Origin of the sequence: Mycolicibacterium aurum, from assembly GCF_900637195.1 — a bacterium.
In the GTDB taxonomy this organism is placed as follows: Bacteria; Actinomycetota; Actinomycetes; order Mycobacteriales; family Mycobacteriaceae; genus Mycobacterium; species Mycobacterium aurum.
In genome coordinates this window covers 1,125,915-1,139,521 of sequence record NZ_LR134356.1, presented here as the reverse complement: position 1 = coordinate 1,139,521, position 13,607 = coordinate 1,125,915, and the positions used below count along the sequence as shown (strand labels likewise).

The 13,607-nt window shown below is 66.3% G+C and carries 23 protein-coding genes; all 23 read right to left on the bottom strand.

The window, feature by feature from the left end; genetic code table 11:
- Positions 1–78: 78 nt before the first annotated feature.
- Positions 79–522 (bottom strand): 50S ribosomal protein L15, encoded by a 444-nt coding sequence (gene rplO, locus EL337_RS05505; RefSeq protein ID WP_048630057.1) that lies wholly within the window; start codon positions 520–522, stop codon positions 79–81.
- A 2-nt stretch (positions 523–524) separates the two neighbouring features.
- A complete protein-coding gene (gene rpmD / locus EL337_RS05500) occupies positions 525–704 on the bottom strand; it encodes a 50S ribosomal protein L30 (protein ID WP_048630056.1) in 180 nt (59 codons plus the stop codon).
- Positions 705–709: 5 nt separating this feature from the next.
- Entirely contained in the window at positions 710–1,384 is a 675-nt protein-coding gene (rpsE, locus tag EL337_RS05495) for a 30S ribosomal protein S5 (protein ID WP_197724180.1), read from the bottom strand.
- Between the two features lie 34 nt (positions 1,385–1,418).
- Entirely contained in the window at positions 1,419–1,832 is a 414-nt protein-coding gene (rplR, locus tag EL337_RS05490; RefSeq protein ID WP_048630054.1) for a 50S ribosomal protein L18, read from the bottom strand.
- 3 nt (positions 1,833–1,835) lie between these two features.
- On the bottom strand, positions 1,836–2,375 hold the full coding sequence (gene rplF, locus EL337_RS05485; RefSeq protein ID WP_048630053.1) for a 50S ribosomal protein L6: 540 nt from the start codon (positions 2,373–2,375) through the stop codon (positions 1,836–1,838).
- A gap of 14 nt (positions 2,376–2,389) precedes the next feature.
- On the bottom strand, positions 2,390–2,788 hold the full coding sequence (gene rpsH, locus EL337_RS05480) for a 30S ribosomal protein S8 (protein WP_048630052.1): 399 nt from the start codon (positions 2,786–2,788) through the stop codon (positions 2,390–2,392).
- A gap of 71 nt (positions 2,789–2,859) precedes the next feature.
- Complete coding sequence (locus EL337_RS05475; protein WP_011778599.1) at positions 2,860–3,045, bottom strand: type Z 30S ribosomal protein S14; 186 nt, start codon at positions 3,043–3,045, stop codon at positions 2,860–2,862.
- 4 nt (positions 3,046–3,049) lie between these two features.
- Complete coding sequence (rplE, locus tag EL337_RS05470; protein ID WP_048630051.1) at positions 3,050–3,622, bottom strand: 50S ribosomal protein L5; 573 nt, start codon at positions 3,620–3,622, stop codon at positions 3,050–3,052.
- Position 3,623: 1 nt separating this feature from the next.
- The gene (rplX, locus tag EL337_RS05465) at positions 3,624–3,941 is read right to left on the bottom strand and encodes a 50S ribosomal protein L24 (protein ID WP_048630050.1); all 318 of its coding nucleotides are present in this window, start codon (positions 3,939–3,941) and stop codon (positions 3,624–3,626) included.
- Positions 3,942–4,310 (bottom strand): 50S ribosomal protein L14, encoded by a 369-nt coding sequence (gene rplN, locus EL337_RS05460; RefSeq protein ID WP_048630049.1) that lies wholly within the window; start codon positions 4,308–4,310, stop codon positions 3,942–3,944. It abuts the gene before it with no gap.
- 184 nt (positions 4,311–4,494) lie between these two features.
- On the bottom strand, positions 4,495–5,376 hold the full coding sequence (locus tag EL337_RS05455) for a formylglycine-generating enzyme family protein (protein WP_048630048.1): 882 nt from the start codon (positions 5,374–5,376) through the stop codon (positions 4,495–4,497).
- A gap of 4 nt (positions 5,377–5,380) precedes the next feature.
- Positions 5,381–6,070, bottom strand: a complete 690-nt coding sequence (locus EL337_RS05450) for a hypothetical protein (protein ID WP_232786676.1) — start codon at positions 6,068–6,070, stop codon at positions 5,381–5,383.
- 5 nt (positions 6,071–6,075) lie between these two features.
- Positions 6,076–8,427 carry an arylsulfatase gene (locus tag EL337_RS05445; protein ID WP_048630047.1) on the bottom strand — a complete coding sequence of 784 codons (2,352 nt, stop codon included), beginning with the start codon at positions 8,425–8,427 and terminating at the stop codon, positions 6,076–6,078.
- A 112-nt stretch (positions 8,428–8,539) separates the two neighbouring features.
- Positions 8,540–8,839, bottom strand: coding sequence for a 30S ribosomal protein S17 (gene rpsQ, locus EL337_RS05440; protein ID WP_048630046.1), 300 nt, complete (start codon positions 8,837–8,839; stop codon positions 8,540–8,542).
- Positions 8,839–9,072 carry a 50S ribosomal protein L29 gene (gene rpmC / locus EL337_RS05435; protein WP_048630045.1) on the bottom strand — a complete coding sequence of 78 codons (234 nt, stop codon included), beginning with the start codon at positions 9,070–9,072 and terminating at the stop codon, positions 8,839–8,841. Before rpmC ends, rpsQ begins: the two co-directional genes overlap by 1 nt.
- A complete protein-coding gene (gene rplP / locus EL337_RS05430; RefSeq protein WP_024446200.1) occupies positions 9,072–9,488 on the bottom strand; it encodes a 50S ribosomal protein L16 in 417 nt (138 codons plus the stop codon). The genes rpmC and rplP overlap by 1 nt, the downstream gene beginning before the upstream one ends.
- A 2-nt stretch (positions 9,489–9,490) precedes the next feature.
- Entirely contained in the window at positions 9,491–10,327 is an 837-nt protein-coding gene (rpsC, locus tag EL337_RS05425) for a 30S ribosomal protein S3 (protein ID WP_048630044.1), read from the bottom strand.
- A complete protein-coding gene (gene rplV, locus EL337_RS05420; RefSeq protein WP_048630043.1) occupies positions 10,327–10,815 on the bottom strand; it encodes a 50S ribosomal protein L22 in 489 nt (162 codons plus the stop codon). The genes rpsC and rplV overlap by 1 nt, the downstream gene beginning before the upstream one ends.
- A 3-nt stretch (positions 10,816–10,818) precedes the next feature.
- Positions 10,819–11,100 (bottom strand): 30S ribosomal protein S19, encoded by a 282-nt coding sequence (gene rpsS, locus EL337_RS05415; RefSeq protein ID WP_011558433.1) that lies wholly within the window; start codon positions 11,098–11,100, stop codon positions 10,819–10,821.
- A gap of 18 nt (positions 11,101–11,118) precedes the next feature.
- On the bottom strand, positions 11,119–11,958 hold the full coding sequence (gene rplB / locus EL337_RS05410; protein WP_048630042.1) for a 50S ribosomal protein L2: 840 nt from the start codon (positions 11,956–11,958) through the stop codon (positions 11,119–11,121).
- Between the two features lie 22 nt (positions 11,959–11,980).
- A complete protein-coding gene (gene rplW / locus EL337_RS05405) occupies positions 11,981–12,283 on the bottom strand; it encodes a 50S ribosomal protein L23 (protein ID WP_048630041.1) in 303 nt (100 codons plus the stop codon).
- Complete coding sequence (gene rplD / locus EL337_RS05400; protein WP_048630040.1) at positions 12,283–12,948, bottom strand: 50S ribosomal protein L4; 666 nt, start codon at positions 12,946–12,948, stop codon at positions 12,283–12,285. Before rplD ends, rplW begins: the two co-directional genes overlap by 1 nt.
- Positions 12,948–13,604 (bottom strand): 50S ribosomal protein L3, encoded by a 657-nt coding sequence (rplC, locus tag EL337_RS05395; RefSeq protein ID WP_048630039.1) that lies wholly within the window; start codon positions 13,602–13,604, stop codon positions 12,948–12,950. Before rplC ends, rplD begins: the two co-directional genes overlap by 1 nt.
- Positions 13,605–13,607 lie beyond the last annotated feature (3 nt).

Here is a 13,607-nt window from a genome sequence, read left to right as displayed (position 1 = left end):
GTGCCGTTACGGGCGTTACAGTCCGGTGAACGCAAGAACCCCCGCCGGGGCGGGGGTTCTGCGAGACGAGATGCGTGTCTACAGTTCGGTGGCCGTGCCACCCGCGGCGGTGATCGCCTCGCGGGCGCTTCCGCTGAACTTGTGTGCGGTCACATCGGCCTTGGCGGTCAGCTTGCCGTCACCGAGCACCTTGACCAGGACGTTCTTGCGAACCAGACCCTTGGCCACGAGCTCGTCGACACCGATGGTGCCGCCGTCGGGGAACACCCGGGCGATGTCGCCCACGTTGACGACGCCGTATTCGGTGCGGAAGCGGTTACGGAAGCCCTTGAGCTTGGGCAGCCGCATGTGAATGGGCATCTGGCCACCCTCGAACGTCGCGGGGACGTTCTTGCGTGCCTTGGTGCCCTTGGTGCCGCGACCGGACGTCTTACCCTTGGAGCCTTCGCCGCGACCCACGCGGGTCTTGGCTTTCTTCTCTCCCGGGGCGGGCCTCAGGTCGTGGAGCTTGATGGGTGTCATGGTTAAACCTCTTCCACCGTGACGAGGTGATGCACGGTCTTGATCAGGCCGCGCGTCTGGGCGGAGTCCTCGCGGACAACCGACTGACGAATCTTGCGCAACCCGAGTGTCCGCAGCGTTTCACGCTGCTTCCACCGCGCACCGATGGTGCTGCGCACCTGGGTGATCTTGAGTTCTGCCATGGTGATTACGCCGTTCCTTCACGCGCCGCGGTGGCGGCCAGGGCCTCGGCCTCACGGCGAGCCCTGAGCATGCCTGCAGGCGCTACATCCTCGATAGGCAGGCCACGGCGCGCCGCGACCTCTTCGGGACGCTGCAGCAGCTTCAGCGCGGCAACCGTGGCGTGCACCACGTTGATCGCGTTGTCACTGCCCAGCGACTTCGCCAGCACGTCGTGCACGCCGGCGCATTCCAGCACCGCGCGGCACGCACCGCCGGCGATGACGCCGGTACCGGGGCTGGCCGGACGCAGCATCACGACACCGGCAGCAGCCTCACCCTGGACGGGGTGGACCACGGTGCCACCGATCAGCGGGACACGGAAGAAGTTCTTGCGAGCCTCTTCGACGCCCTTGGCGATCGCGGCGGGAACTTCCTTGGCCTTGCCGTAGCCGACACCGACCATGCCCTTGCCGTCGCCGACGATCACCAGCGCGGTGAAGCTGAACCGGCGACCACCCTTGACCACCTTCGACACGCGGTTGATCGTGACGACGCGCTCGATGTAGTTGCTCTTCTCGCGGTCGTCGCGTCCTCCACGGCCACCACGATCGTCACGGCGTCCACGGCCTCCACGGTCGTCGCGTCCGCCACCGCGGCCGTCGCTCGACGGCCCGCCGGCTCCTGCAGCCTGCTCGGCCATCATGCATTCCTTCCGGTTTTGGTCTGGTTCGTCATCAGAACTTCAGCCCACCTTCGCGTGCCGCGTCGGCCAGGGCCGCGATGCGTCCGCCGTAGGTGTACCCGCCGCGGTCGAAGACGACCTCGTCGATGCCTGCGGCCTTGGCACGCTCGGCGATCAGCTGACCGACCCGCGAGCTGGCGGCCTTCTTGTCGCCGTCGACCGCACGCACGTCGGCCTCGATGGACGACGCCGCGGCGAGCGTGACGCCTTCCAGGTCGTCGACCAGCTGCACATGGATGTGCCGCGCGGAACGGTTGACCACCAGACGCGGACGGTCCGCCGTGCCCGCGACCTTCTTGCGCAGACGCGCATGCCGGCGCAGCCGCGACGTGCGTCGCGTCTGGGAGATGTTCTTGCCGACGGGACCGTGCCCGGCAGCTTCTTTGTTCTTGGTGTTGGTAGCCATCTACTACTTACCCGTCTTTCCGACCTTGCGACGGATCTGCTCGCCTTCGTAGCGGATCCCCTTGCCCTTATAGGGATCGCTCTTGCGCAGGCGGCGGATGTTCGCCGCGATCTGGCCGACCTTTTGCTTGTCGATACCGGAGATCGAGAACTTCGTCGGCGTCTCCACCGCGAAGGTGACTCCCTCGGGAGCGGTGATCAGCACCGGGTGGCTGTAACCGAGGGCGAACTCGAGGTTGCTGCCCTTGGCCACGACGCGGTAACCCACGCCGAAGATCTCCATCTTGGTGGTGTAGCCCTCGGTCACGCCGGTCACGAGGTTCGCGATCAGCGTGCGGGACAGTCCGTGCAACGAACGGTTGCGCCGCTCGTCGTTGGGACGGCTGACCAGGATGGTGCCGTCGTCGCCGCGCGAGACCTCGATGGGCTCGGCGACGTCGAGGGTCAAGGTTCCCTTGGGACCCTTGACGGCCACGTTCTGGCCTTCGATCGTCACGTCGACACCGGTCGGGATTGCCACCGGCTGCTTTCCAATGCGAGACATGTTCTAGCCCTCCCTCACCACACGTACGCGAGGACTTCGCCGCCGACACCCTCGCGGGATGCCTGGCGGTCGGTCCTCAGACCGGACGACGTGGAAATGATCGCCACACCGAGCCCGCCGAGCACACGCGGCAGGTTGGTGGACTTCGCATAGACGCGCAGACCGGGCTTGGACACCCGGCGCAGGCCCGCGATGCTGCGTTCCCGGCTGGGGCCGTACTTCAGCTGAACCACCAGCGACTTGCCCACGCGGGCATCCTCGGTGCGGTAATCGCTGATGTAGCCCTCGCGCTTGAGGATTTCAGCCATGTTGGCCTTGATCTTGCTGTGCGGCAAGGTCACTTCGTCGTGATACGCCGAATTGGCGTTGCGCAGACGAGTCAAGAAGTCTGCGATCGGATCCGTCATGGTCATGACAGCCGGTTCACCTTTCTCGCGGCGGTTCCCGGTTGGGGCCTACCGCAACATGTTTGGATTGTCTGGGCTTACCAGCTGGACTTCTGCACACCCGGCAGTTCGCCGGCGTGCGCCATTTCGCGCAGGCAGATTCGGCACAGGCCGAACTTGCGGAAGACTGCGTGCGGACGACCGCAGCGGTTGCACCGCGTGTAGCCGCGCACCTTGAACTTCGGCTTCTTGTTGGCCTTGTTGACCAGAGCCTTCTTTGCCATGTGCTCAGTTCTCCTTGAAAGGAAAGCCCAGCGCCCGCAGCAGCGCTCGTCCTTCGTCGTCGTTGGTCGCCGAGGTGACGACGGTGATGTCCATGCCGCGGGGGCGATCGATCGAATCGACGTCGATCTCGTGGAAGACCGACTGCTCGGTCAGCCCGAAGGTGTAGTTGCCGGTGCCGTCGAACTGCTTGGGGCTCAGCCCGCGGAAGTCGCGGATACGGGGCAGCGAGATCGAGATCAGCCGGTCCAGGAACTCCCACATGCGATCGCCGCGCAGTGTGACGCGTGCGCCGATCGGCATGCCTTCACGGAGCTTGAACTGGGCGATGGACTTGCGGGCCTTGCGGATCTCCGGCTTCTGGCCGGTGATCAGCGCCAGGTCGTTGACCGCGCCGTTGATCAGCTTCGCGTCGCGGGCGGCGTCACCGACACCCATGTTCACGACGACCTTGACCACGCCGGGGATCTGCATGGCGTTGGCGAAATTGAATTCCTTCTGCAGCGACTCGCGGATCTCTTCGCGGTAGCGCTGCTTCAGGCGGGGCAGTGTCTTTTCTGCCTGCTCTGTTGTGGTCATGTCAGAGGTCCTTGCCATTGCTCTTGGCGATCCGGACGTTCTTGCCGGTCTCGTCGTCCTTGCGGAATCCGACGCGGGTCGGCTTGCCGTCGGAATCGAGCAGCATCACGTTGGACACCGGGATGGGCGCTTCCTGCGTGACGATGCCGCCCGAGGACGCTCCGCGCTCGGTGCGTGACTCGGGAGTGTGCTTCTTGATCCGGTTCACGCCCTCGACCAGAACCTTCTCCCGATCCGGGTACGCGACCAGAACCTTGCCCTTGGCGCCCTTGTCCTTGCCCGAGATCACGAGCACCGTGTCGCCCTTACGGACCTTCATCTACAACACCTCCGGGGCGAGCGAAACGATCTTCATGAACTTCTTCTCGCGCAGTTCGCGACCGACCGGCCCGAAGATGCGGGTGCCGCGCGGGTCGTTGTCGTTCTTGATGATCACCGCGGCGTTCTCGTCGAACTTGATGTAGCTGCCGTCGGCGCGACGGCGTTCCTTGACGGTGCGCACGATGACGGCCTTGACGACGTCGCCGCGCTTGACGTTGCCGCCCGGGATGGCGTCCTTGACGGTCGCCACGATGACATCACCGATGCCGGCGTAGCGGCGCGACGAGCCGCCGAGCACGCGGATGCACAAGATCTCCTTGGCGCCCGTGTTGTCGGCGACCTTGACGCGCGATTCCTGCTGAATCACTAGATCTCCTCGACCTGGTTACTGTGTGCACGGCAGATGCCGACCTGACGTGCGCGGTCTTTGTCGCCCAAAGAGCACGCAGGGTTTTCTCCGCAGAGATAACCGAGGTCTGCCCTGGGCAACCCCTACATAGTAGGTGAGCTCGGGGAATGCTCCAAATCGCGCTGCCCGCTGACCTGAGCGGTCAGACCGCGCACCGGAACCCGATGTGCGTCGTCGCGCTGTCCTGGGACTGCGGCGACCTGGCGGAGGGGCGATACCGGTGGCAGTACTCCGGCGCGCACAGGTGCGAGCCGCCCTTGAGCGCCTGGTTGAGCGTCGGATCCGGATTCGCCGGACCGCAGCACGACTCGACCGGCCCCGCAGGCTGGTGATGGCCGGCGTACCGCGTGGTCGTCCATTCCCACACGTTGCCGATCATGTCGACCAGGCCGTAAGCGTTCGGCGGGAACGTCCCGACGGGCGAGGTGCCAGCCCAGCCCAGCGCGCCGTCGTTGCGGTACGGGAACGCGCCCTGCCACGTGTTGGCCATCAGCCGTCCGCCGGGGGCCGCCTCGTCTCCCCAGGCATACACGGCCGTGGACCCGCCACGCGCGGCGAACTCCCATTCCGCTTCGGTCGGCAGCCGCCTCCCCGCCCACCTCGCGTACGCCGCCGCGTCGGTGTAGCAGACCTGCACCACCGGGTGGTCGGCCCGGTCCTTCACGGCATCGACGCCGGCGTCCGGGCCGAACGGGTGACGCCAGTCCGCGCCGGGCACCCAGTCCCACCACTGCCGCCAGTCCCGCAGGTCGACGGGTCCCGGGGTAGGGCGGAACACCAGGGCTCCCGGCACCAGATCGGCTGCGGCGGCACCGGGGTACAGCGCGGGGTCGGGCGCCTGCTCGGCAACGGTGCGGTAGCCGGTCTCGGCGACGAAGGACGCGAACTGCGCGGTGGTGACCGGGTGTCGCTCCATCGCGAACGCCGCGACGGTGACCGTGTGTACCGGGGCCTCTTCGGGGTAGAACCGCGTCGAGCCCATCCGGAAAGGCCCGCCGTCCAGCTCGACGAGGTCGGTCAGCATGGCTTCAGGGTAGGCCGATCTCGAAGTCGCCGGTCAGCAGCGTTGCCGCTTCGTCGAAACCGGTTGTCCCGGAGGGCGCCTCGACGTGCACCGCGATCACGTAGGCCTGCCCGGTGGTAGCGACGTGCACGAGCCGGTCGCGATACTCCACCGATTCGGCGCCGTCGGACAGGTTGCCCATCAGTTCCTGCCCGCTGTACCCGCACAATTCGCCGGGCAGCGTACTCACGGTGCTGATGGTGGCGTCGTCGGTGAGGGCGTCGACCCACTCGCGGAACGCCGCCTCGGGGTCGAGCGTCGTCGGCGCGATCGTGACGACGGCCGTCATTCCGTCGGGTCCCTCCAGGCGTGCACCCTCCGGGTCGCCGTCGCCGGAGGACATCGACCAGCCCTCGGGGACACCGACAGTGGCGGTGGGCGCTGCTGGATCGCTGACCTTCGCGACCATCCGCACCGGCGGCAGGTCAGCAGGCACACACGGGGCGCCTGCCGGGGCGGGCGTCTGCTCCGGCGGCACTATTCCGGGCAGCGGGCTGTCGTCGGAGTTACCGGGGTACGGCGTCCCGGTGGCACCCGGAGGCGCGGCGCCGGGTGGCTCGGTGCCCGCCACCGGCACCCCGTCACTGGTCCTGCTGCACGCCGGGATGACCAGCATGACGCTCAGCAGCAGGACCGCGACCGGGTTGCGGGGCACCGCGATCAGTCCCTGGCGAAGGCGCGCGCGAAATCGCGTTCCAGATCGGCGTACGGCGCACCCGAGACGTCGACGTTGACCCGCGCAATGGTGCCGCCGCGGAACGGGAAAGGCGCCTGGAAAGCACTCGACACCGGTGAGCCGGAATTGCGTCCCACACTCAGCGACGCGCCCGCGAGGCCGAAAGTCCCGGGATGAACCCGCATCTCGGCGAGCGCGGCCACCTGGGCCGTGTCGATGTAGAGCGTCGCATCGCCGATCGGGGTGTGGCTGCCTTCCGCGGTGCCGGTGAGCGAGAACGTGAATCCGAGGGTGTGCACACCCGGGGTGACGGCGTCCGGCGACGACAGCGTCTGGTCGTATTCGCCGAGGAAGTTGTAGCAGAAATGCAGCCGTCCACCCTGCAGATACATCACGTATCCGCCATGTGCGCCACCGTGTTTGACCACGACGCCGTCGGCGCCTCCGTCGTCGACGGTCACCTCGGCGAGCACGGCGAAGGAGCGGCCCCGCAGTTCGACCACCGCACCCAGACCGACGTCGGCGGTTCCCGGGTAGTACTCATACGACGACCGTTCACCGGCCAGGTACGGCCGCCAGCGCGTCATGGTCTCGATGATGTTGAGGTCACCCAGCGGAAGTCCGTTGTACCGCTGCGCTTCCGAGAACCACAGCGCCTTGAGCTCTTCGAGCTTGTCCGGGTGCTCGGCGGCCAGATCATGACACTGGCTGCGGTCGGCCTCGATGTGGAACAGCTCCCACCGATCGTCGTCGAAGTGCGACCACCCGGCAGGTGACGCAGCGTGAACGGCGCCGGCGAACCATCCCTTGTGCCAGATACCGCGAGTGCCGAGCATCGTGTAGAACTGCGTCTCCTTGCCGACGGGTGCAGTCGGATTCTCCAGTGCCACTTTGAAACTGACGCCGTCCAACGGCTTCTGCGCAATGCCCCGCACCGTCAGCGGTGGGGTGATGTCGAGCAGGTCGTACACCGTCGGGGTGATGTCGGCGACGTTGACGTAGTTGTCCCGCACCTCGCCGTGTGCCGCGATTCCGTTGGGCCACGAGATGATCGCGCTGTCGGCGATGCCACCTTCGTGAGATGCGTAGCGCTTGAACAACTTATACGGGGTGTTGAAGGCCATCGCCCAGCCGGTCGGGTAATGGTTGTAGGTCTGTGTACCGCCGAGCTCGTCGAAGGCCTTCAGGCTTTCCTCCACGGCATCGATGTAACCGTTGAAGAATTTGACCTCGTTCACCGACCCGTTGGGCCCGCCCTCGCCGCTGGCTCCGTTGTCGGAGATGACCACGATGATCGTGTTGTCGAGCTGCCCGGACTCCTCGAGATAGTCGAGGATCCGCCCGATCTGGGCGTCGGTGTAGGACAGGAAGCCGGCGAAGACCTCGGCCATCCGGGAGAACAGCCGCTTCTCGTCGTCGCTCAGCGTGTCCCACGGCCGCACGGTGTCTTGGGCGGGCCAGTCTTCACCGCCAGGGCCCTTGACGTCCAGATACGGGTTGATCGGCGACAACTCGGTGTCCGGGGGCACGATGCCGAGCCGCTTCTGGTTCTCCAGCACGATCTCGCGATAGTTCTCGTAGCCCATGTCGAAGACGCCGCTGTAGTGGTCCGCCCATTCCTTGAACACGTGGTGCGGCGCGTGCCCGGCGCCGGGGCACACGTAGGAGAACCACGGCTTGGTGGGCGCGATGACCTTGGAGTCGCGGATGAACTCGATGGTCTTGTCGGCCAGGTCTTTCGACAGGTGGTACCCCTCTTCCGGCGTCGCCGGCGGTGTGACGGGGTGGTTGTCGTGGATCAGGTCGGGATACCACTGGTCGGTCTCGCCGCCCATGAACCCGTAGAACCGCTCGAAGCCACGCCCCAGCGGCCAGTGCCGTTTGGTCGCCGCAAGATTGGACTCTTCCAGCGGGGTGAGGTGCCACTTGCCGACGCAGTAGGTGTTGTATCCGTTGTCGACCAGAACTTCGGAGAGCAGGGCGGTGTCGAACGGAATGCGTCCGTTGCAGTTCGGGAACCCGTCGGTGAATTCCTCGATGGTCGCCATGCCCACGGTGGTGGCGTTGCGTCCGGTGAGCAGCGACGCCCGCGTCGGCGAACACAGCGCGGTGGTGTGGAATTGCGAAAGCCGGACTCCTCGTTCGGCTATCCGGTTCATCGCGGGCATCTCGACCAGCCCGCCGAAACAGTCCCAGGTACCGATACCGATGTCGTCCCAGACGAGGTACAGCACGTTCGGCGCATCCGGTTGCGCGGTCGGAGCCGCGTACGGTCCCCAATCCGGCTCGGAATCCCGGATGTCGAGCTCGATCTTGCCCTTGAATTCCGTCGTCACGCCCGGAGAGTACACCCGCGAGACACCCCGGACCCGCTGACATGCGAAAACCCCCGCCGCCCAGTGGGCATGCGGGGGTCTTACGCGTTTGGGCGGTATGCCGTCGAGCTGCTTACTTGGCGCGCTCGAGGACCTCGACGAGGCGCCAGCGCTTGGTCGCCGACAGCGGCCGGGTCTCCATCAGCGAGACGCGGTCGCCGACGCCGGCAGACTCGTTCTCGTCGTGCGCCTTGACCTTCGTGGTGGTGCGAATGATCTTGCCGTACAACGGGTGGCTCTTGCGCGACTCGAGCTCGACCACGATGGTCTTCTGCATCTTGTCGGACACGACGTAGCCGATCGCCGTCTTGCGACGGCCCCGGGTCTCCTCCGTGCGGGGCGTGTGCTTCTCGCCCTTCTTGGTATCTGCCATCAGGAATCCTCACCTCCGGGTCCGGCGGCCAGACCCAACTCACGTTCGCGCAGCACCGTGTAAAGGCGTGCGATCTCCTGCCGGACCAGACGCAGCCGGCGGTTGTTGGCAAGCTGGCCGGTCGCCATCTGGAAGCGCAGGTTGAACAGCTCTTCCTTCGACTCGCGGAGCTTGTCGGTCAGTTCATCATCGGTGAGCTCGCGCAGTTCGCCGGTCGAAATTCCGACTGCCATCAGAACTGCTCCTCTCTCGTCACGATGCGTGCCTTGATCGGCAGCTTGTGGATTGCGCGGGTCAGGGCTTCCCTGGCGACCTTCTCGTCGGGGTAGCTGAGCTCGAACAGCACGCGTCCGGGCTTGACGTTCGCGACCCACCACTCCGGCGAACCCTTACCGGAACCCATGCGGGTCTCGGCGGGCTTCTTGGTCAGCGGGCGGTCGGGGAAGATGTTGATCCACACCTTGCCGCCACGCTTGATGTGCCGGTTGATGGCGATACGAGCGGACTCGATCTGCCGGTTGGTGATGTAGGCATGGCCCAGGGCCTGGATGCCGTAGTCACCGAAGCTCACCGAGGTGCCGCCGCTGGCGATGCCGCGCTGACGCGGGTGGTGCTGCTTGCGGTGCTTGACCTTGCGGGGAATCAGCATGACTAGCTCTCCGTGCTCTCAGTACCCGCGGCTGCCTCGGTGCCAGTGGTGGCCTCGGCGACGGCGGGTGCCTCTTCAGTTGCGGCACGACCGGCGTCGGTGCTCGTCGCGGTGGTGCCGGACGCGCCGCTGCGGCGGGGCCGGGTACCGGTGGGACGCTCACGACGCGGACGGTCCGCGGCGGGTGCGGCGGCGGACAGCTCACGCTTGCCACCGACGATGTCACCCTTGTAGATCCAGACCTTCACGCCGATGCGGCCGAAGGTGGTCTTGGCCTCGTAGAGGCCGTAGTCGATGTCCGCACGCAGCGTGTGCAGCGGCACCCGACCTTCGCGGTAGAACTCCGAGCGGCTCATCTCGGCGCCGCCGAGGCGACCCGAGCACTGCACCCGGATGCCCTTGACGTTGGGCTGACGCATCGCCGACTGGATCGCCTTGCGCATCGCGCGGCGGAACGCCACACGGTTGCTCAGCTGCTCGGCCACACCCTGGGCGACCAGTTGGGCCACCGACTCGGGGTTCTTGACCTCGAGGATGTTGAGCTGGACCTGCTTCTTGGTCAGCTTCTCCAGGTCGGTGCGGATGCGGTCGGCCTCGGTGCCGCGGCGACCGATGACGATGCCCGGACGCGCGGTGTGGATGTCCACCCGCACGCGGTCACGGGTGCGCTCGATCTCCACGTCGGCGATGCCGGCGCGCTCCAGGCCGGTGGCCAGCAGCTTGCGGATGGCGACATCTTCCTTGATGTAGTCCGCGTACTGCTTGTCGGCGTACCAGCGAGACTTCCAGTCGGTGGTGATACCGAGGCGGAATCCGTGGGGATTGATCTTCTGGCCCACTACTCTGAGCCCTCCTTCGTATCAGCCTTCTTCGGGGTGGCCTTCGTCGCTGCCTTGCTGCCCTGGGCACGACGCGCGCGCGCCGCACTGGCCGAGGCGCCGGACTTCTCGCCGCCCTTGCGGGGCGGCCGGCTCTCGACGATCACGGTGATGTGGCTGGTGCGCTTGCGGATCCGGTACGCGCGTCCCTGCGCGCGCGGCCGGATGCGCTTGGCCGTGGGGCCCTCATCGGCGTAGACCGTGGCGACGACCAGGGTGGTCGGGTCAAGGCCCTCGTTGTTCTGCGCGTTGGCCGCGGCACTGGCGATCACCTTGGCGAGCGGCTCACTGGCCTGCTGAGGTGCCCACCGCAGGATGTCGAGGGCGTCCTCGACACTCTTGCCACGAACCAGGTTGATGACGCGGCGGGCCTTGCTGGCCGAGATGCCGACGTGCTTGGCGACCGCCGTCGCGGACGGGTATTCAACGCTCTTCAGTGCAGTTGTCATTTTCTAGCGCCTCTTGGACTTCCGGTCGTCCTTGATGTGACCCTTGAACGTCCGGGTGGGAGCGAACTCGCCCAGCTTGTGGCCGACCATCGCCTCGGTGACGAACACCGGGACATGCTTGCGACCGTCGTGGACGGCGAAGGTGTGCCCGATGAAGTCCGGGATGATGGTGGAGCGACGGGACCAGGTCTTGATGACCTGCTTGGTGTTCTTGTCGTTCTGGACGTCGACCTTCTTGAGCAGATGGTCGTCGACGAACGGGCCCTTCTTCAGGCTGCGTGGCATCGTGTGATCCTTCCCGGCCTAGCGCTTGTTCTTGCCGGTGCGCCGGCGACGGACGATGAGCTTGTCGCTCGACTTCTTGGGCTTGCGGGTGCGGCCTTCCGGCTTGCCCCACGGGCTCACTGGGTGACGGCCACCGGAGGTCTTACCCTCACCACCGCCGTGCGGGTGGTCGACCGGGTTCATCACGACACCGCGGACGGTGGGGCGCTTGCCCTTCCACCGCATACGGCCGGCCTTGCCCCAGTTGATGTTCGCCTGCTCGGCGTTGCCGACCTCACCGACGGTGGCGCGGCAGCGCACGTCGACGCGGCGGATCTCACCGCTGGGCATACGCAGGGAGGCGTAGGTGCCCTCCTTGCCCAGCAGCTGGATCGACGCACCGGCCGAGCGGGCCAGCTTGGCTCCACCACCGGGACGCAGCTCGACCGCATGGATCAGCGTGCCCGCGGGGATGTTGCGCAGCGGCAGGTTGTTGCCCGGCTTGATGTCGGCGTTGGCGCCCGACTCCACGACCGCGCCCTGCTTGAGACCCTGCGGCGCGATGATGTAGCGCTTCTCGCCGTCCAGGTAGTGCAGCAGCGCGATGTTCGCGGTGCGGTTCGGGTCGTACTCGATATGGGCGACCTTGGCGTCGACGCCGTCCTTGTCGTGGCGACGGAAGTCGATCAGGCGGTAGGCGCGCTTGTGGCCGCCGCCCTTGTGCCGGGTGGTGATCCGGCCGTGGGCGTTACGTCCACCCTTGCCGTGCAACGGGCGGACCAGTGACTTCTCCGGGTGATCGCGAGTGATCTCGGCGAAGTCGGACACGCTCGAACCGCGGCGACCCGGGGTCGTCGGCTTGTACTTGCGAATAGCCATCTTCTATATCTCCCTGCCGGCTCTAGGCCGGCGCTCCGAACAGATCGATGGGCTTGCTTCCCGCGGCCAGCGTGACGATGGCGCGCTTGGTGCCCTTGCGCTGGCCGAAGCCGGCACGGGTGCGCTTGCGCTTGCCCTGACGGTTCAGTGTGTTCACGGAATCGACCTTGACCTTGAAGATCTTCTCGATCGCGATCTTGATCTGGGTCTTGTTCGAGTCCGGGTGCACGACGAACGTGTACACGTTGTCCTCGATGAGCCCGTAGGACTTCTCGGAGATCACCGGGGACAGGATGATGTCGCGGGGATCGGTCACGGTTGCCATCAGGCCGACACCTCCTCGTTCTCAGTCTTCGTGTTGGCCGCGATGTAGGCGTTCAAGGCCTCCACGCTGAACACCACGTCGTCGGCCTTGAGGACGTCGTAGGTGTTGAGCTGGTCGGGCGAAATCACATGCACGCCAGGCAGATTGCGAACGCTCAGCGCGCCGGCCTCGTCGGTGCGGCCGATGACGATGAGCACCTGCTTACGGGTGGTCAGCGACGCCAGGAACGCCTTGGCGGTCTTGGTCGACGGGCTCTGACCCTCGATCAGCTCGGTGACCGCGTGGATCCGGTCGTTGCGGGCCCGGTCCGAGAGCGCGTGCCGCAGTGCGGCCGCGATCATTTTCTTCGGGGTCCGCTGGCTGTAGTCGCGCGGCTGCGGGCCGTGCACGACGCCACCACCGGTGAACTGCGGTGCGCGGGTCGAGCCCTGACGCGCGCGGCCGGTGCCCTTCTGGCGGTACGGCTTCTTGCCGCCACCGGAGACCATCGCGCGGGTCTTGGTCGCGTGCGTGCCCTGGCGCTTGGCCGCCAACTGGGCGGTCACCACCTGGTGCATCAACGCGATATTGGGCTCGACGTCGAACAACTCGGCAGGAAGGTCGACGCTGCCGTCCTTCTTGCCTGCCGGCGTCAATACCGGGATTTTTCGATCCTGAGTGCTCATTATGCCTTCTCGCCTCGCTTGATTGCGGTGCGGACAACAACCAGTCCACCGTTACGACCGGGGATGGCGCCCTTGATCAACAGCACACCGTTCTCGGCGTCGACCTTGTGCACCTTGAGGTTCTGGGTGGTGATTCGGTCGCTACCCATGCGGCCGGACATGCGCGTGCCCTTGAACACGCGGCCCGGGGTGGCGCAGCCGCCGATGGAACCCGGCCGGCGGTGCACGGCCTGCGCACCGTGGCTGGCGCCCTGGCCCTTGAAGCCGTGACGCTTCATGGTGCCGGCGAAGCCCTTGCCCTTGCTGGTTCCGGTCACGTCGACGAAGGCGCCGTCGGCGAAGATCTCCGCGGTCAGCTCCTGGCCGACCTCGTACTCGGCAGCGGCAGCCTCGTCGTCGAGCCGGAACTCGGCGAGGTGGCGGCGCGGGTTGACGCCTGCGGCGGCGTACTGACCCGTCACCGGCTTGGTGACCTTGCGCGGGCTGATCTCGCCGTAGGCGAGCTGCACGGCGCTGTATCCGTCACGCTCCGGGGTACGGATGCGCGTCACGACATTGGGCCCGGCCTTCACGACCGTCACCGGCACGACCTTGTTGTTCTCGTCGAACACCTGCGTCATGCCCAGCTTGGTGCCCAGAATTCCTTTTCTAGCCATGAA